This window comes from Nocardia sp. SSK8 (assembly GCF_037034205.1).
In the GTDB taxonomy this organism is placed as follows: domain Bacteria; phylum Actinomycetota; class Actinomycetes; order Mycobacteriales; family Mycobacteriaceae; genus Nocardia.
On sequence record NZ_JBAGKD010000006.1, the window covers coordinates 1 to 18,527 of the forward strand.

Consider the following 18,527-nt stretch of genomic DNA (forward strand, 5'->3'; position numbering starts at 1 on the left):
GCGCACCGCGCGCGGCTGAGCGGGCTGGAGCGGCGGGGCCGCTGTGGCTGGCTGGTTCCGGCAGTGCGCAGGCGGGGGCGCTGCCAGCACCGTTGTCGGAGACCGGGGCGGTCGGCAGGAGGTTGTGGTGGCGGGTGTGCGGGAGGACGGTGGCGAGGGGGTCGGGGCGGGTGTTGCCGCCGAGGTCTTGCCAGATGCGGCGGAATGGGGCGGAGGCGAGGAGAGGGATTGGGCGGCGGGGGTCGATGCCCGCGGTGCGCAGCGCGAGGCGGCGGAGGTGGGGGTGGGCCGAGAGGGCGTTGAGGAGGCGGGGGGCGTGTTGGGCGGCGGTGAGCCAGCGGGGGAGTTGGCCGAGGAGGTAGTGGTCGAGGGGGCGGGGGCGGTGGTGGTAGCGGCGGTGGAGGGTTTCGGATTTGTAGGTGGCCATGTCGACGCTGGCGGGGCAGTCGGTGGCGCAGGCCTTGCAGGACAGGCACAGGTCGAGGGATTGGGCGACGGCGGGGGAGCGCCAGTCGAGATCGCCGCGGACGACCTCCTGGAGGACGCGGGCGCGGGCGCGGGTGGTGTCCTTCTCGTCGGCGGTGGCCAGGTAGGACGGGCACGTGAAGCCGCCCGCGGCGCGGGTGTCGGCGCGGCACTTGCCGATTCCTACACATCTGTGCACAGCTGTGGACAGATCGCCGGAGTCGGCGAGCAGGGCGAAGCCGGTGGCGGGGACCGGTGACAGGCCCGCAACGCGCAGGTCGGCGTCGACGGGGGCGGGGCGGACGAGGACGCCGGGGTTGAGGAGGTCGTCGGGGTCGAACAGGGACTTGAACCCAGCGAAGGCGGCGCGGGCGGCGGGGGAGTACATCACTTCGAGCAGCTCGGAGCGAGCTCGGCCGTCACCGTGCTCGCCGGAGAGCGAGCCACCGTGCCGCACCACCAATCCGGCGGCATCGAAAAGGAATTCACGAAAGCGGCGGGGTGCGTCGGCGATCGGGAAGTCCAGCCGCACGTGGATGCAACCGTCGCCGATATGGCCGTAGAGCAGCCCGCCGACGTGGTAATCACTGGTGAGCGAGGCGAATTCGCGGAGGTAGGTGCCCAGATTCTCGGGTGGGACGGCGGCATCTTCCCAGCCCGGCCAGGCGGGATTTCCGTCGGGCGTGCGTCCGGCCAGGCCAGCGCCGTCGGCGCGGATCCGCCACAGTGCCGCAGTGGCACGGGGATCGGTGACGATCCGGTGGTCATCGGAATGGGCTGTGCGGCAAAGATGTTCGGCGGTGGCGAGGGCTTCGGCGGTGGTCGCACCGGCCGTCTCCACGAACAACCAGCCACGTCCGCGCGGCAGCTCGGGCACCCGCCCGCGATGCGCGCGCACCACATCGACCAGCCCGGCATCGATACCCTCGACCGCGATCGGCGCACAGCTCAGCACCGCCGCGACATCGTCGGCGGCCGTGGCGATATCGGGATAGCCGAGCACGGTGAGCACCGTCGCGACGGGCAGCGGGGTGAGCGCGACCTCGGCTTCCAGCAGGAGCCCGCAGGTTCCTTCGGACCCGACGAACGCCTTGGCTGACGACGAACCTCGCTCCGGCAGTAGATGTTCCAGCCCATAGCCGGAGGCCTGACGGTCGAATCGCCCCAGCTCGGTCCGCAGCACCGCGAGCCGCGCGGCGGTGAACTGCGCGAGACCGGGCACCGCCGACAGGTCGTCGCCGAGCACGCGTTCGGTGCCGGTGCCGTCGACCACGCGCAGTTCCCGCACCGTGTCGGCGGTGCGGCCCCAGGCCAGCGCGTGCGGTCCGCAGGCATTGTTGCCGATCATCCCGCCCAGCGTGCAGCGGTCCTGGGTCGACGGGTCGGGGCCGAAGCGCAGACCGGCCGGGCGCAGGCGGCGTTGCAGGTCGGCGAGCACCACGCCGGGCTGGACCCGGGCCGTGCGGGCCTCGGCGTCCACGGCGAGCACCGCGCGCAGATGCCTGCTGAAATCCAGCACGATGCCGGGGCCCACGACATTGCCCGCCACCGAGGTGCCGCCGCCGCGCGCGGTGACCGGCAGGCCGTGCTCGCGAGCGAAGAGCACGGTGGCCACCACGTCGGCGTCCGTACGCGGGAAGACGACCAGCCGGGGGCGCACCCGGTAGTTGGAGGCGTCGGCGGAGTACTCGACGCGCCTGCGCACGGCGGCGTCGACCTCCCCGCCGAGCCGGGCCCGCAGGGCTCGCGCCAGCAGCCGCACACTCCGCTCGTCGTCCACCCGACCAGCCTATTGCCCCGATTTCGCTGTGCGCGGAACCGTGCGCCCGCGGAAAGTATTTGAAGTCAACCTTTGTTGAGGTTTTAGTGTCGGTGGGCAGGTGTTCGATGGGCGGACAGCGGCGAGGAGAGTGACAGTGAGTATCGAATCCGTGGCCTACAGCCAGATGTACCGGCGGATGAACGCGCCAGAGGAAGAGCGGCCCTTCCGCCTGGCCACCGCGCGCCGGATCGTGCGCTTCGCCCAGCCGCACCGCCGCCGGATCTCGGCGTTCCTGCTGCTCAGCATCGTGGCCGCGGTGCTCGGCGTGGCGACGCCGGTGCTGGCCGGACGGGTCGTCAACGACATCGTCGGCGGCTCGGCGCCGCGCGTCGTGGTGCTGCTCGCCCTCGCCATCGCGGGCCTGGCCGTGCTCGACGCCGGGCTCGGGCTGGCCATCCGGTGGCTCTCGGCGCGCATCGGCGAGGGGCTGATCCTGGACCTGCGCACCGCCGTGTTCGATCACGTGCAGAAGATGCCGGTCGCGTTCTTCACCCGCACCCGCACCGGCGCGCTGGTGAGCAGGCTCAACAGCGACGTGATCGGCGCCCAGCGCGCCTTCAGCGACACCCTCTCCGGCGTGATCACCAACCTGGTCACCCTGGTGCTGACGCTGGCCGTGATGCTCAGCATCTCCTGGCAGATCACCCTGCTGGCGCTGGTGCTGCTGCCGGTGTTCGTCATCCCTGCCCGTCGCGCGGGTAACCGGCTGGCCACGATGCAGCGCGAGGCCGCCCAGCTCAATGCCGCCATGAGCACCCAGATGACCGAGCGTTTCTCCGCCCCCGGCGCCACCCTGGTGAAGCTGTTCGGCAGGCCGCGTCAGGAATCGGCCGAGTTCGCCCAGCGGGCCACCCGGGTGCGCGATATCGGCGTGCGCACCGCCATGCTGCAGACCACCTTCGTCACCTCGCTGACCCTGGTCTCCGCGCTGGCACTGGCCCTGGTCTACGGCCTCGGCGGCTGGTACGCGCTGCGCGGCAGCCTGGACGCGGGCTCGGTGGTGGCGCTGTCGCTGCTGCTGACCAGGCTCTACACCCCGCTCACCGCGCTGGCCAGCGCCCGGCTCGAGATCATGTCGGCCCTGGTGAGCTTCGAGCGCGTGTTCGAGGTGCTGGATCTGCGGCCGCTGATCGAGGACGCGCCCGGCGCTGTCCCGGTGCCCGATGGCCCGGTCGCGGTGGAGCTGGAGGGGGTGAACTTCGGCTACCCGTCGGCGGACAAGGTGTCGCTGGCCTCGCTCGAGGATGTCGCCACACTGGACACCAGGGGCGGGGTCGAGGTGCTGCACGAGGTGTCGCTGCGGGCCGAGCCCGGGCAGCTGGTGGCACTGGTCGGATCCTCCGGTGCGGGCAAATCGACCATCGCGCAGCTGGTTTCGCGGCTCTACGACGTGGATTCGGGCGCGGTGAAGCTCAATGGCGCCGATGTGCGGGAGCTGACCACCGAGTCGATCCAGCGCACCGTCGGCCTGGTCACCCAGGACGGGCACCTGTTCCACGACACCATCCGCGCGAATCTGCTGCTGGCCCGGCCGGAAGCGTCCGAGGACCAGCTGTGGGACGCGCTGGAACGGGCCCGACTCGGTGACCTGGTCCGCTCGCTGTCCGACGGGCTCGACACCGTGGTCGGCGAGCGCGGCTACCGGCTCTCCGGCGGCGAACGCCAGCGCCTGACCATCGCGCGTCTGCTGCTCAAGCAGCCCCGCGTGGTGATCCTCGACGAGGCCACCGCCTCACTGGACTCCACCTCCGAGGCGGCCGTCCAAGAAGCCCTCACCGAGGCGCTGACCGGCCGAACCGCACTGGTGATCGCGCACCGGCTGTCCACCATCCGCGCGGCCGATCAGATCGTGGTGCTCGAACAGGGCCGCATCGTCGAACGGGGCACGCACGCCGATCTGCTCAATGCCGACGGCCGCTACGCCGAGCTGTACCGCACCCAGTTCGCCGACGAACCGGTCCCGACGCCAGCCACGCTCTGAGCCCGCATCGCCACCCCGATCCGAGACCGGCATCCGCGGCCGGACATGGCACCGCGAGATCCGGCACCCACCGGGGCACGGGAGTTCCGCCCCGCGCCGGTCCAGCCGCCGGGGCCAGGGGCGGCACCGGCGGCGTGGTCTCAGAACTCGCCCGCGACCCCGATGACGGTGCGGCCGGAGTGGCCACCGGCCTTGATCGACTGGAGTACCTCACCTACCTCGGTGATCGGCGCGTAGGACTCGATCGTCGAAAGGTGCTGGGGGCGCAGCTGCTTGCCGAGGGCCGTCCACAGTTCGCGGCGCTTGGCGATCGGCAGGAAGACCGAGTCGATGCCGAGCAGGCTTACTCCGCGCAGGATGAACGGGAGGACGGTGGTGGGCAGGTCGGCGCCGCCGGTGAGGCCGCTGGCGGCGACCGCGCCGCCGTAGCCGATGGCGCTGAGGACGTGGGCCAGTGAGGCGCCGCCTACGCTGTCGACCGCGGCGGCCCAGTTGGCCTTGTTGAGCGGGCGGGGCTTGGCGTCGGGGTCCAGCGGCAGGCGGCCGATGACCTCGTTGGCGCCGATCTCGGCGAGCAGGTCGCCCGCGTCGGTCTTGCCGGTGGAGGCGATGACCTCGAAGCCGAGACCGGAGAGGATGTCGATGGCGACCGAGCCGACGCCGCCGGTCGCGCCGGTGACGAGTACCGCGCCGTCGTCGGGGGTCAGGCCGTGGTCGAGCAGGGCCTGCACGCTCAGCGCGGCGGTGAAACCGGCCGTGCCGATGGTGGCGGCCTCGCGGGTGCTCAGGCCGTCCAGGCGCACCACCCATTCGGCGGGCACCCGCGCGTATTCGGCGAAGCCGCCGTTGCGGGCGACGCCGAGCTCGTAGCCGTGCGCGATCACCTGGTCGCCGACGGCGAATTCCTCGGTCTCCGAGGCGATCACCTCACCGGCGAGATCGATGCCCGGCACGATCGGATAGTCGCGCACCACGCCACCGCGCGGCGTGATCGCCAGATAGTCCTTGTAGTTGGCGCTCGAGAAATGAACCTTGATCGTCACCTCACCCGCGCCGAGGAAATCCTCCCCGACCTGCTCACGAGCGAGAACGATCCCACCCTCGGACTCACGGGCCACCATCGCGGAGAAATTCATGGACCCGAGCATACGAGCCCGGCCACATCCACGGGCAGACCCAGCGCGCTGGACAAGCGATCACCACGCGGTGCCGCGAGGTCCGCTGGCCGAATCCGCCACCAGAACGTGGTGATCAACTGTCCTGGTCGGGCGGGAGGAGTTCCAGCCGCACGCCGAGCAGGCGGACCGGGCGGTCGAGGTCGAAGCGGGCGATGATGGCGAGGGCGGTGTCGACGATGGTGGGGATGTCGTCGGTGGGGGCGGGGAGTTTCTGCTGTTTGCTGCGGGTGTAGAAGGTCTTGGTGCGCACGGTGACCGCGACGCGGGTGCTGACGCGGTGGTGCTCGCGCATCTCCTCGGCGACCTCCCCGGCGATGCGGGCCACCTCGCGGTGGATCTCGGCCGGGTCGGTGAGATCGTGCGGGAAGGTCTCGGACTTGCTGCGGCCCACGGGGATTCGCGGGGTGGTGACGAGTTCGGTATCGCCCTTGCCGTGGCCGAGGACCCAGAAGTACGGGCCGGTGTTCGGGCCGAACTCGGCGGCCAGGCGGGCGCGGTCGGCGGCCATGAGGTCGGCGACGGTGTGGATGTCGAGGGCGGCCAGGCGCTTGGCGATCTTGGCGCCGACGCCCCACAGCGCGTCGGTGGGGCGGTGGCCCATGAGTTCGGCCCAGTTGGCGGCGGTGAGCTGGAAGATCCCGGCGGCGGCGCCCGGGTCGTGCTCGGGTTCGGCGGAGGTCTTGCCGGTGGACTTGGCGAAGCCGGTGGCGAGCTTGGCGGTGAGTTTGTTGTCGCCGATGCCGACCGAGCAGGTGAGGCCCAGGTCGATGATGGCGGTGCGGAGGCGCGCGGCCAGCGCCCAGGGGTCGCCGTCGGTGGCGACGAACGCCTCGTCCATGCCCCACACCTCGACCGCCCCGGCGACCCGGCCGAGGGTGGCCATGATCTCCTCGGACGCGATCTCGTAGGCGTCCATGTCGACCGGCAGGAACACGCCGTCGGGACATTTGCGCTGGGCCGTGCGCAGCGGCATCCCGGCCCGCACGCCGAAGGCCCTGGCCGGATAGGACGCGCAGGTGACGACCTTGCGCGGTTGTGCCGGATCGCCCTCGCCGCCCACGATCACCGGCTGCCCGCGCAGCTCGGGACGGCGCCGGAATTCCACCGCCGCCTGGAACTGGTCGAGATCGACATGCAGCAGCCACTGGGGCACGAACGCAGTTCTACCGCACCGCACCGACGATCCGGTGCCGCCGCGCCCCGCGCTCGCGACCACCCGGTATCCGGGCCGCCGGGAGCTGTCACCCGGGGTCGCGGCCGAGGATGGCAATATCCCTAGCGCGCCAACCGATGTCGTCACCGTTCGCGATGACACTGCGAGTCGAGGGCGCCGAATACGTTTCATGCGCCACGCACATCGAAGAACGGAACACCCGATGCCGACCGAAGCCACCACCCTCGACCTCGACCTGGCTCGCCAGGTATTGGCCGCGCAGCCGTTCGCCCGGCTCGTCGGCACCGAACTCACCGAATTCGGCGACGGCGCGGCCACGCTGATCATCGAGATCCAGCCCGAGCACGGCCAGCAGTTCGGTTTCGTCCACGGCGGAGTGCTCGCCTACGCCGCCGACAACGCGCTCACCTTCGCGGCGGGCACCGTACTCGGCCCCAATGTGCTGACCGGCGGTTTCACCATCACCTACCTGCGTCCGGCACACGGCGAGCGGCTGCGGGTGCACGCCACCGTGCTGGGCGCCACCCGGCGCCAGGCCGTCACGCACTGCGATGTGTACGCCGAGATCGAGGGGGAGGAGCCGGTGCTGTGCGCGGTCGCGCAGGGGACCACGCGGCGGGTGGAGAAGGATCTGGCGCCCTCGGCCGAGGTGCAGGCCGACGAGGAATTCGACGACGAGTACGACGACGAATTCGGCGAGGAGCAGGACACGTACGAGACCGATCAGCTGCCGGTGGTGCAGCCCGAGGAACCCGCGCCCCTGCCGCCGACCGTCAGCCGCTGAAAAGGCGGGAACGCGCGAAGCCCACACGACCACCACCGACCCAAAGCCGCCGACCCACAGGAACGCGTGGAGCCCACGTGACCGCCACCGGCGCAAAGCCTCGGACACGTGGCAATGCGCGGAAACCGCACCACTTCCGCCGATCATGAGCCGCTGACACGGGAGGGCGGCGTCATCGCGATGATGACGCCGCCCTCCTTCGTGCGGATCAGGCCGTGAAGGCCAGCCCACCGGCCGCCGGTTCGACCACCGGCTCGATGGCGTAGGCCAGGATGTCGGCCACGTCGGCGACGGGGCGCACATCCAGGGCGGCCAGCACCTCGGCGGGCACCTCGTCCAGATCGGGCTCGTTGCGGGCCGGGATGAAGACGGTCTTCAACCCGGCGCGCTGGGCGGCGAGCAGCTTCTGCTTCACGCCACCGATCGGCAGCACCCGGCCATTGAGTGTGACCTCGCCGGTCATGCCGACGTCACCGCGCACCGGCCTGCCAAGGGCCAGCGAGACCAGCGCCGTCACCATGGTGACGCCCGCCGACGGGCCGTCCTTGGGCACCGCGCCCGCCGGGAAGTGGACGTGGATATCGCGGTCGAGGACCTTCGGCTCGATCCCGATCTCCTCCAGGTGCGAGCGCACGTAGGTGAGGGCGATCTGCGCCGACTCCTTCATGACGTCACCGAGCTGGCCGGTGAGGGTCAGCGAGCGCTCGCCCTCGGCGGCATTGGCCTCGAGGTAGAGCACATCGCCACCGGCGCCGGTCACCGCCAGGCCGGTCGCCACACCGGGGACGGCAGTGCGTTCCACCGAGTCCGGGGTGAAGCGGGGGCGGCCCAGGTAGTCGGTGAGGTTGTCGACGTCGACGATCAGGGTCGACACCGTATCGGCCGGGCTGGGCGATGTCGGCGCCACGCGATGCTCTAGATCGACCACGTTGTCGTAGCCGAGCGCCGGGTCGTAGCCGAGCCCCAGGCCACCGGCCACCACGTCGCTACCGGCCGCATCGCCAGCCACCGCATCGCCACCGGCCGCATCGCCAGTGGCCGTAGCGCCAGCCACCTCATCGCCAGCGGCCGCATCGCCGGTGCTGGGCAGCACACCGCCCGGGGCCGTGCCCGGACCGCCCGCCGTCACCAACTGGGTGGCGGCCTTGCGCAGGGCCTTCGCCACCAGCCGTTCCATCTGCCGCACGCCCGCCTCACGGGTGTAGTTCGCCGCGATCTCGCGCAGTGCCGCGTCGGTGATCGAGACCTCCTCGGCGGTCAGCGCGTTGCGTTCCAGCTGCCGGGGCACCAGGAAGTCGCGGGCGATGGCTACCTTGTCGGCCTCGGTGTAGCCGTCGACGGTGATGAGCTCCATCCGGTCCAGCAGCGGGCCGGGGATGGTGTCCATGACATTGGCGGTCGCGATGAACAGCACGTTGGACAGGTCGAGGTCCAGGTCCAGGTAGTGATCGCGGAAGGTGTGGTTCTGCGCGGGGTCGAGGACCTCGAGCAGCGCCGCCGCCGGGTCACCCCGGAAATCGGAACCGACCTTGTCGATCTCGTCGAGCAGCACGACGGGATTCATCGATCCCGCCTCCTTGACCGCGCGCACGATCCGGCCGGGCAGCGCGCCGACGTAGGTGCGGCGGTGGCCACGGATCTCGGCCTCGTCGCGGACGCCGCCCAGGGCGACGCGCACGAACTTACGGCCCAGCGCCTTCGCGACCGACTCACCCAGCGAGGTCTTGCCGACACCGGGCGGGCCGACCAGCACCAGCACCGCGCCGGAGCCACGTCCGCCGACTACCTCGAGCCCGCGCGCGGCCCGGCGTGAGCGCACCGCCAGGTACTCGACCATGCGGTCCTTGACCTCGTCGAGGCCGTGGTGATCGGCGTCGAGTACCGCGCGGGCGGCCGAGACATCGGTGCTGTCTTCGGTTCTCGCCGTCCACGGCAGGTCGAGCACGGTGTCGAGCCAGGTGCGGATCCAGCCCGATTCCGGGCTCTGGTCGCTGGCGCGTTCGAGCCTGCCGACCTCGCGCAGCGCCTCGGCGCGGACGTGGTCGGGCAGGTCGGCGTTCTCCACGCGGGTGCGGTAGTCGTCGGCGCCGTCGGGTTCGTCCTCGCCGAGTTCCTTGCGGATGGCGTTGAGCTGCTGGCGCAGCAGGAACTCGCGCTGGCTCTTCTCCATGCCGTCGCGGACGTCCTCGGAGATCTTGTCGGTGACCTCGACCTCGGCGATGTGCGCCTTGATCCACTCGAGCTGGCGGGTCAGGCGGGCGTCGATATCGGGGGTCTCGAGCAGTTCGCGCTTCTGTTCGTCGGACAGGTAGGGCGCGTAGCCGGCGGTGTCGGCGATGGCGTCGGGGCTGTCGAGCTGGTTGACGATGTCGATGACCTGCCAGGCCTCACGCCGCTGCAGGACCGCCACCACGAGCTTCTTGTACTCGGCGGCGAGTTCGCGGGTGCGCTCGCTGGGCGCCACGCTCTCGACCGGCTCGGCCTCCACCCACAGCGCAGCCCCCGGCCCGGTCACCCCGTGCCCGATCCTCGCGCGCCGCTCGGCCTTGAGCACGGCGGCGGGCGCGCCCCCGCGCATCCGCCCGACCTGCTCGATCGTGGCGACGACACCGTAGGAGGCGTACCCCTCGTCGAGCCGGGGCGCGACCAGCACGGCACCGGTTTTCCCGGCCTGTGCGGCATCGATCGCGGCCTGCGCGGACTCGTCCAGTTCGATGGGCACGACCATGCCCGGCAGCACGATCGGATCGGTGAGGAACAGCACCGGCAGGTTCTGAGCTGTAGTCATATCGACCCTTTCAAAGTTGAGCTTTCCCGACTCAACATGGCCGACCCGGTCTTTGTTCCACACCCCCGCCCGGTTCACTCACGGCGAACGAGTCAGAGGTCGACGACCTCCAGCATGCTGTCCAACCCGCGGAAGTCGGCGCTGTTGCGGGTGTAGAGCGGCAAGTCGTTGGCCGAGGCGATGGCGGCGATGAGCAGGTCCATGCGGCGGGGGCGGGGGTCGCGCTTCGCGGCGATCGTGAGCGCTACCAGCGTGCCGTACCGCGTCGCCGCGGCCTCGTCGAACGGGAGCGGATCGAATTCGACGATCGCCGCGCCGAGCTGTTCGGACCGCGCCGCGCGCGTCACCGCGTCCTTCGCCATCGCCACACCCTGATTGAGCTCGGCCAGCGTGATCGCGGTGATCTCGGGAACCTCCGGCAGCAGCGCCGGATCGAGCACGGCGAGGTCGAGGTAGGCGCAGGTGTCGAGGACGCCCGCGGGATGCCGGGCCGTCACCGCTGCCTGGTCCACGGGTCGTCGTCGCCGATGCGATCCTCGGTACCGAAGAACTCGTCGGCCTCCCGCCGCATCGCCGCATAGTCGACCATCGGCAGCTTGCGATGCCGCTCGACCAGCTCGGCGGCCGTGCGGCGCCGTCGCCTGCTGACCGGCCGGACCTCCGCGACCTCGACGCCGTTGCGGGTGACCCGGAAGGTCTCGCCGGCTTCCACCGCGTCCATCACCGCCGCCGAGTTGTTGCGCAGTTCGCGCTGCGAGATCACCTTCATCCTTCGAATGTAGCGCGTGGTGCTACACCGCGCTACAGGGGCTCGACCTCGGAAAACAGCGAACGCCCCGGCTGCCGGCTGGGGTGGGGCCGGGAGACGGGGCGTTCGCCTTGCAGGGGGTTAGAGGCTTCGGTCGAACCTTTCGGTCGGGGGATCGATCAGGCGGCCGCGGGTGCGGGCGCTCAGGATGCCGAGGACGATGCCGCCGATCAGGGCGATGGCGCCGACGATGCCGAGGATGATCGGGAGGGTGGTGCCGAACAGGGAGAGCTTGTCGAGGCTCTTCTGGGTGACTTCCATCTGGGCGTCGATGGTCGGCTGGTCGAAGACCAGGTGCGACTTCAGGGCGGTGACGTCGACCTGGTCGGCACTGCGGCCGTAGAACAGGTGCAGCTGCTCGCCGCCCTTGAGGACCGCGCCGGTCTTCGGCTCGACCCACACGTCGCGCGTGTTGGTGTAGAAGCGGGTCATGGTGACCGGCTCCTCACCCTCGAGGCCCCACTTGAACGCGGGCAGGGTCAGCCGGTGGGTGGCCGCCGGGGTGACGTCCCACATGTTGGTGACCGGGATGGTCTGCTGGAAGTGGTAGACCGGCACGCCGTCGATCTCCGCTTCACCCATGAAGTTGATGTCGAAGGTGGCGCGGGCGTTGAGGTCGAAGTACGGGTACGACTTCTTCTCGGTGCCGATCGGGAAGCGGTACTGCAGACCCACGCGCTGCGACGGGTCGGCCACCGGGGCGCCCGACTTGTCGACGCCGGTGGCGATCGAGCCGTTGGGCGAGGCGTCGATCGGCTCGCCGGTGACGCGGTCGATGGTGACGCGGTCCAGCGAGGCGGTCAGCAGGCCGGTGTCGCCGTCGCGGTCGGTGCGGCTGAGGGTCTGGCCCGCCTGCACGGTCATCTCGTCGGCGCCGGAGGGCTCCTCGACCGTCAGGAACCGCTGCGAGAGCAGGGGCACGTTGGTGTCGATCTTGGCCGCGCCCTCGGGCGAGGCGAGCGACTTGGAGTCCAGCACCACGCTCTCCTCACCGGGCACGCTCTTGGCCACGGTGGTGATGCGCAGATCCAGCGGGGTCTTGGCGACCTTGCTGACGGTGTAGGTGGGGATCAGGGCGGCGGCGGCCAGTAGCAGCGCGCCGAGGCCGACGAGGATGCAGGCGATGGTCCTGCGCGCGCCGCTCATCGGCTGCCGTACTGCACGTTGCCCAGCAGCGAGGAGCCCGGGTCAGCGGTGGTCTCGGGTGCGGGGATCGAATTCTGCTGTGCGGCCGCGGTGATGCCGATGACGGCAATCACCCCGAGAACCGCGCCTGCCAGCCCACTGATCAGGCCGGGAACGGCGAACTTCATAACGATCGAAACTCCAATACGTGGGGTCGGCTCAGGCGACCGAGAAGAACCCCAGGGTCGGGGCGAACGAGCAGGTGCGGACTTCGGCGTCGGCGGTCGTCGTGGTCAGTGACCCGGAGATCACCGCGGCGATCCGGCCGGCGCCGGTGTCGGCGATGGCCGACAGCGTGGCCGGGCCGTCGGGGTTGATGCCGGCCTCGGTGGTGAGCGGGGCGTTGCCGGTGCGGCGGGTGTCGAGGTTGATCCACTGCACGGTCATCGGGGGGTTCTGCACCTCGGTGGGTGTCTTGGTGCCCAGCGCGGTGAAGACGAAGCCGGTCTGGCCCGCCTGCGGTCCCGGCGGCGGCAGTTCGGCCGGGCCCGCCACGGCCAGCGCGGTGCCGACCGAGTCCGAGCTCGGGCCGATGCAGCCCTTGCCGATGGTCGGGTAGAGGAACTGCGAGATCACCGGGCCGTCGGCGGGCGGCAGGTCGGGACCACCGCCACCGCTGCCGTCGAGGAAGGTGATGACCTTCTCCAGCGTCGCCTTGACCTGCGCGGGAATGCCGGGGGTGGCCAGCAGCGCCCGCGCCTGGGCCAGGATCGCGCTCTGCGCGCCGTCGGCGATGGGGGCCGGGGCGGAGATGGCGCTTACCATCGTCGGTGCCAGGGCGGCCAGCACCTCGGAGGACACGTTCTCCGGGATCGCCGGAACGCTCGGCTGTGCCGCGGCTGGCTGCGGGGCAGCCATCGTCGGCGTCGGAGCAGCGAGTGAAGCACTCACCGCTAGTACGAATGCAGACAAAGCGGTCCGCGATCCTCGGGTGCGCAGCACTGGTCAGCCGTCCTTCTTGTTGGGAGAGGGATAAAGCACACCGGAAATGTCAGTGTTATCCCGGGTTTCAGATACTTTGGAGAGGTGACTACAGCGGACAGACGGTATGGGGGTCGTACGGTCGTCGCGCGTAAAGCCGAGCGGCGGCAGCGGTTCCTGGAAGCAGCAACGCGCATCTTCGCCGAACGCGGCTACGCCACGTGCTCGCTCGCGGAGGTGTGTGCCGCGGCGGGGTTGTCCAAGCGGCAGTTCTACGAGGAGTTCGAGACCCGCGAGGACGTCCTGCTCGCGGCCTATGACCGGATCCAGGACGACGCGGCGACGGCGGTCGCGACCAGCCTGGTCGCCCTGGCCAAGCCGACCGATCCGGCGACGGCGCTGCGGGCGGGCTTCGCGGCCTACCTCGAGTCGCTCGGCTCGGACCCGTATCGGGCCCAGGTGGCGCTCATCGAGGTGGTCGGCGTGAGTGACCGCATGGAGGACCGCAGGCGCGCCCGCAGGCACTCCTGGGCGGCGCTGATCGACGCCGCGATCGAGGGCATCGGCGCGCGCCTGCGCGGCGGGGACGCGCAGCTGACGACGGCACTGATCACCGGCGCGGTCAACGGCATGGCGCACGAGTGGCTGCTGCGCGACTCGCGACCGCCGGTCGAGGAGCTCGTCGAGCTGCTCACCGGAGCGGCCCTGTCGCTCATCGTGACGGACTGAATCGCGCCCAGCCGACGGGAGGGTGGCAACTTCGCGCACGTGCCGCAAGCTCAACCCTCTCCCTTTCTGGACATTGTGAGACCGGTCGGCTCCACAGTGTGGTCCGAGAGTTTGACACAATAGTGACCCAGATCGCAACGCCTGATTTTCCGAGACCCCCGTCACCTGCGGTGATGCCATCGATCAATGAATCAGCAGCGTGCGGATCCAGGGGCCTTGCCGACAAATATATTCTGGTCACTCGACTACTGATCAGTAGCCCCCATCACACCCCGGCAATCGAGCGGCAACCTGTTCCAGTTCCGCGGTCGGGGGCATCGACGCGGGCAAGGCCGCGGTGGCCCAGGGCGATGAAGGGGTGGGCGCGCAGGGCGGTGTCCATGGTGAGGCCCTGGCGGTAGAGGGTGCGGGCGGCGGCGAGGTGACCGGCGACGCGGGCATTGTCGGCGCGGATGCGGGCCAGGGAGCCGAGGTGGGGGAGTAGGGGGTCGGCGCAGTAGTGGGATTCGTGGCCCGCGAGGGCTTGATAGACGTTGTCGGCAGTGTGGGCGTCGGCCAGGAGTTCGGCGATGGCGCCCAGGAGGTAGAGGGTGGCGGTGCGGTGGGGGCCGGGTTCGAGGGTGGCGGGGAGGTCGCGTACGGGGGCCAGTTCGGTGGCGGCGGTGGCCAGGTTGCCGGTGAGGGCGTGGAACAAGGGTGGGAACAGGTGGGTGATGGGGGTTTTCGGGAGGTCGGTGAACAGGTCTGTGTCGGTGTGGAATTCGGGCCGGGTGCTGCCTGGTTCGTCGCCCGGGGTGATCACCGCGCAGATGAGCAGGAACAAGGGGTGTCGGACGGTGAGGGCGATGTCGCCGAGGGCGCGGGCCAATTCATAGGCGGCGGTGTCGAATTCGCGGGCGCGGGGGAGGTCGCCGAGGAGGAGGGCTCGGTCGGCGCGGAGGCGGAGCAGGTGCCAGCGGGCGAGGGGGTGGTGGGGCGCGAGGGCGGCCAGGTCGTCCAGCGCGCGGTCGCAGGTGACGAGATCGCCGCGCTGTAGGGAGGTTTCGGCTGTCCACACGTATCCCCAGGGCTGGGCCGCGGGGTATTCGGCTGAGATCGCGTGGGTTCGGGTGGTGAGTTCGGTGCGTTCGGCGAGGAAGCAGATGTCGGACAGCGCCTTATATCTCGCGCGGATCGTGTCGAACTGGACTTCCGGGTCGGTGCAGCGCCGGGCGGCCTGTACGGCCTGCTCGGAGAGCATGCGGGCCTCGGTGCCCGCACCCCGGTCGGCGGCGAAGTGGGCGTGCTGTGCCAGCAGGCGGGCGACCAGATCGGGGTGCTGGCGGGGGTCGATCCGTCGGAGAGCCTTGCTGCACAGCAGATTCAGCTGGGTGAGCACGGTCGGGATGGTGGCGTCGTGCACGACCAGCGCGGCCTCGGCGATCAGGTCCGGGCGGTCGGCCTCGTCGGCGAGCTCGGCGGCGGCGACGCAGTGGTCGAGGCTGGTGGCGATCCAGCCCGCGTCGAACTCGTCGCGGGCGAGGTCGACGAGCAGTTCGGCGCGCAGGGCGTCATCGGCGGTGCCCGCCGCTTCGATGGCCCACTCGCCGAAGCGGATCGCCATCGGGAAGGCGGTCACCGCCCGCGCGGCATGGGCGGCCCGACGGAACCAGCGCCGTGCGGCCGGGGTCGTCGCGCCCGACTCGCGCCAGTGCGTCGCGATCACGCCCGCGATCTCGGCATCAGGTCCCCCGCGATCGGCGAGTGCCTCGGCTACGGAGCGGTGCAGCTCGGTGCGCTCGGTGGGGGACAGCTCGGCATACAGCACGTCCCGGACCGGGCCGGGGAAAGTCGCTGTGCCGTCCCCGGATTCACGGACAAGACCGGCCCCGGCGGCGGCTTCGAGCATTCGCCACACCTGTTCGGGTGCCCGTGCGAGGGGTGCGCCGGTGAGCTGGGCGAGGATCTCGACATCGATCCGCTCGCCGAGCACACTCGCCGCGCCGAGCAGGGCGCTATCGGCCGGATCCAGACATCGTCGGCGAAGGAGCACCCACGCACGGAGATCAGCCGACTCCACGGCCCAGCCACGCTCACGATCTCCGGCACCAGCACGGGCTCCAACCGCGACTACGGCACGGTCTCCAGCCCCGGCCGTCCCGGCTCCGGCTTCGGCCCCGGCACGGGCTTCGGCTTCGGTCCCGGCACGGGCTTCGGCTTCGGCTTCGGCCCCAGCACGGGCTTCGGCTTCGGCTTCGGCTTCGGCTTCGGCTTCGGCTTCGGCTTCGGCTTCGGCTTCGGCTTCGGCTTCGGCTTCGGCTTCGGACACGAGTGTGCCGCCGGGATCACCGGCGGCATCGGGTGTCATGGTGGCGAGCCGGGCGCCCGCGCAGGGTGTCTCCACTGTGCCGAAGTCCGGGCACATCTGAAGAAGGAGTGGATTGCCGCCGGTCCGCTGATGGACTTCAGCGGCGAGATCGGCTCGGTGACCGGATTGTTCGAGCCAGCTGCTGACTTCCTTCTCGGACAGTGCGGGAAGCGTGAGGCACTCGACGTGGGGGTGGTGTTCCCAGTCGGGGATTTCGGCGAGGAGGAGGTGGCCCGCGGGTTCGCGGGCGGTGAGCAGGAGCAGGAGGCGGCCGGGTGGGGTCGCTGTGACGAGGTGGGTGAGTAGTTCGAGAGAGCGGGCGTCGGCGCGGTGCAGGTCATCGAGGATCAGGGCGAGGCCGGTGTCGTCGGCGTGCAGGGCGGTGGCGGCCTCGGTGAACATCCGGAATCGGCGGACCGGCACCGGAGTTCCGGCTTCGCCGATCGTGCGCAGGGCGGCGGCCAGGCCGGGTACCTCGCGGGCAGCCTGACGCCACAGCCGCAGTGGCGAGATCCCGGCGTCGTCGACGGCGGCGCGGGCGATCCGTAAGCCCGCGGCGCGCGCCAGCTCGGCGCCGCGATCGGCTAACCAGGTCTTGCCGATTCCGGCCGGGCCGCGCACCAGCACGACCCGCCCCGCCCCTGCCGCCGTGGCGAGCACCGCTGCCCGCAACCGCGCGATCTCCGCCTGCCGTCCGACCGCCGGATTCTGCATCGAACAAGTATCACCGCAGTTCAGCGCCGCGCAGGGTGGAATTCGCCCACATCGGCGCCCCGCGGCAGTGCCCACACTCACCAGGGCGGGGGCTGCCGGGCGCGGCTTCGTTCGACCAGTCCGCAGTACACCGGCCCGCGATGTGATTGGCTTATCCTCACGTTCTTGTCAGTTCTTCGCGTTTGCGCACGTCAGCACTAGGGGGCTCCTCGATGACCACACTCGCCTCCGGACTCTTCATCAACTGGGAGGAGCTGACGGGGCAGTCGAAGTTCGTGGTCGATCTGGTGAGCTTCCCGATCTTCAGCGCGCTGGCGGGCTGGCTCACCAACTGGACCGGCGTGCTCATGCTGTTCTGGCCGGTGCAGTTCAAGGGCTTCCGGGTGCCGATGCTGCACGTGCTCTACCCGTATCTGCCCCGGCGGGTGCAGGTGCTGCCGACCTTCTCCGGCGACGGACGCAAGCTCGGCTTCCAGGGGTTCATCCCGGCGCGCGCGGAGAAGATGGCCAGCATCTGCGTGGACAAGGCGCTGATGCGGATCGGCAGCCCGCGCGATTTCATCCATGAACTCGACCTCGACGGCATCGGTGACTATCTCGCCGAGCGGGCTCGTCCGCAGGTGCAGCCGATCGTCGACGAGATCATGTACCGGGAGAATCCCGACCTGTGGCGCTCGCTGCCCCGGCAGGTCAAGCAGGCCGTCTACCAGCGGGTGGACCGGCAACTGCCCGCGCTGAGCCGCCGCGCGTTCGCCAATCTCGGCGACAATATCGACCAGCTGCTGGATGTGAAGAACTTCGTCATCCGGTATCTGGAGAAGAACCCCTACATTCTCAAGGACCTGACCACCACCATCGCGGCGCCGGAACTGAAGTTCATGTCCCGCGTCGGTCTGCTCGGCGCGCCCTTCGGCCTGATCCTGGCGCTGTATCTGCACGTGCACCCGCAGATTCCGTATATCTCGGCCATTCCGGCCTGGGTGATCGTGCTGTTCGCCTCGGCCATGATCGGCGTGACGGTGAACGTGATCGCCATCAAGATGGTCTTCGAGCCGGGCGATCCACAGCCGCGCTACAAGTACCTGTGGCGCCAGGCGCTGCTGGCCAAGCGCCAGCCGCAGGCGGCCACCGACCTCGCGCACATCCTGGCCTACCAGGTGCTGACCGTGGAGAACCTGTCCAACGAGCTGCTGGACGGCCCCAACGGCGACAAGACCCGTCAGCTGATCGAGCGGGTGGTCGCCGAGGAGATCCACGAGCAGCTGGGCCCGACGGCGTTCATGGTGCGCGCGGCGATCGGCCGCAAGGGCTACGACAATCTGGCGACCGCGGGCGCTGGCGCGGGGCTGAGCCTGGCGCCGAGCATGGTCGAGGACGAGAAGTTCGTGCGCGAGCAGGCCAAGAAGATCGACGCCTTCGCCGACCGCAAGCTGCAGAAACTCACCCCCGGTGAGTTCATGGAGATGTTCTACGCGGCCGTGGAGCAGGACGCGTGGCTGTTGTATCTGCACGGCGGCGTGCTCGGTATCGCCGTGGGCGCGATCCACCTGCTGACCTTCGGCTGGTAGGACCGCCGCCAAGAACAAGCACGCATGCTTGCATTTTTTCTGGCCCGCTGCGATTCTGGGAGG

Annotated in this window: 13 protein-coding genes and 1 pseudogene; 4 read left to right on the forward strand and 10 right to left on the reverse strand. The window is 70.3% G+C overall.

The features are described from left to right. Positions 1-2,245, reverse strand: a 2,245-nt coding sequence (locus tag WA675_RS13160; protein ID WP_336084543.1) for an FAD-binding and (Fe-S)-binding domain-containing protein, incomplete at its 3' end; no start/stop codon positions are given. 136 nt (positions 2,246-2,381) lie between these two features. On the opposite strand from WA675_RS13160, the gene WA675_RS13165 reads away from it, so the two are divergent. Beyond that, complete coding sequence (locus tag WA675_RS13165; protein ID WP_336084544.1) at positions 2,382-4,268, forward strand: ABC transporter ATP-binding protein; 1,887 nt, start codon at positions 2,382-2,384, stop codon at positions 4,266-4,268. A gap of 140 nt (positions 4,269-4,408) precedes the next feature. Here the strand turns inward: WA675_RS13165 and WA675_RS13170 are convergent, their stop codons facing one another. Both WA675_RS13170 and WA675_RS13175 read right to left on the reverse strand, forming a co-directional pair. After that, a complete protein-coding gene (locus WA675_RS13170) occupies positions 4,409-5,404 on the reverse strand; it encodes an acrylyl-CoA reductase family protein (RefSeq protein ID WP_336084545.1) in 996 nt (331 codons plus the stop codon). A gap of 115 nt (positions 5,405-5,519) precedes the next feature. After that, a complete protein-coding gene (locus WA675_RS13175; protein WP_336084546.1) occupies positions 5,520-6,599 on the reverse strand; it encodes a DNA polymerase IV in 1,080 nt (359 codons plus the stop codon). Positions 6,600-6,822: 223 nt separating this feature from the next. On the opposite strand from WA675_RS13175, the pseudogene WA675_RS13180 reads away from it, so the two are divergent. Then, a pseudogene (locus tag WA675_RS13180) lies at positions 6,823-7,230 on the forward strand (PaaI family thioesterase); the annotation flags it as partial. A 382-nt stretch (positions 7,231-7,612) separates the two neighbouring features. Here WA675_RS13180 and lon read toward each other — a convergent pair. The 6 genes from lon to WA675_RS13210 form a co-directional block, all read right to left on the reverse strand. Then, positions 7,613-10,192 (reverse strand): endopeptidase La, encoded by a 2,580-nt coding sequence (lon, locus tag WA675_RS13185; RefSeq protein ID WP_336084547.1) that lies wholly within the window; start codon positions 10,190-10,192, stop codon positions 7,613-7,615. Between the two features lie 92 nt (positions 10,193-10,284). Then, the gene (locus WA675_RS13190; protein WP_336084548.1) at positions 10,285-10,704 is read right to left on the reverse strand and encodes a type II toxin-antitoxin system VapC family toxin; all 420 of its coding nucleotides are present in this window, start codon (positions 10,702-10,704) and stop codon (positions 10,285-10,287) included. Then, entirely contained in the window at positions 10,686-10,961 is a 276-nt protein-coding gene (locus WA675_RS13195) for a type II toxin-antitoxin system Phd/YefM family antitoxin (RefSeq protein WP_336084549.1), read from the reverse strand. The genes WA675_RS13190 and WA675_RS13195 overlap by 19 nt, the downstream gene beginning before the upstream one ends. A gap of 120 nt (positions 10,962-11,081) precedes the next feature. Continuing rightward, complete coding sequence (locus WA675_RS13200) at positions 11,082-12,146, reverse strand: DUF3068 domain-containing protein (protein ID WP_336084550.1); 1,065 nt, start codon at positions 12,144-12,146, stop codon at positions 11,082-11,084. After that, on the reverse strand, positions 12,143-12,313 hold the full coding sequence (locus WA675_RS13205) for a DUF2613 domain-containing protein (RefSeq protein ID WP_336084551.1): 171 nt from the start codon (positions 12,311-12,313) through the stop codon (positions 12,143-12,145). Before WA675_RS13205 ends, WA675_RS13200 begins: the two co-directional genes overlap by 4 nt. A 31-nt stretch (positions 12,314-12,344) precedes the next feature. Beyond that, on the reverse strand, positions 12,345-13,127 hold the full coding sequence (locus WA675_RS13210; protein WP_442945620.1) for an Rv1157c family protein: 783 nt from the start codon (positions 13,125-13,127) through the stop codon (positions 12,345-12,347). Positions 13,128-13,211: 84 nt separating this feature from the next. Between WA675_RS13210 and WA675_RS13215 the strand changes: the two genes are divergently transcribed. Further along, positions 13,212-13,835, forward strand: a complete 624-nt coding sequence (locus WA675_RS13215) for a TetR/AcrR family transcriptional regulator (protein WP_336084553.1) — start codon at positions 13,212-13,214, stop codon at positions 13,833-13,835. Positions 13,836-14,100: 265 nt separating this feature from the next. Here WA675_RS13215 and WA675_RS13220 read toward each other — a convergent pair whose 3' ends face one another. After that, entirely contained in the window at positions 14,101-16,896 is a 2,796-nt protein-coding gene (locus WA675_RS13220) for an ATP-binding protein (RefSeq protein WP_336084554.1), read from the reverse strand. A 212-nt stretch (positions 16,897-17,108) separates the two neighbouring features. On the opposite strand from WA675_RS13220, the gene WA675_RS13225 reads away from it, so the two are divergent. Beyond that, positions 17,109-18,464, forward strand: coding sequence for a hypothetical protein (locus tag WA675_RS13225; RefSeq protein WP_336084555.1), 1,356 nt, complete (start codon positions 17,109-17,111; stop codon positions 18,462-18,464). Positions 18,465-18,527: the final 63 nt, after the last annotated feature.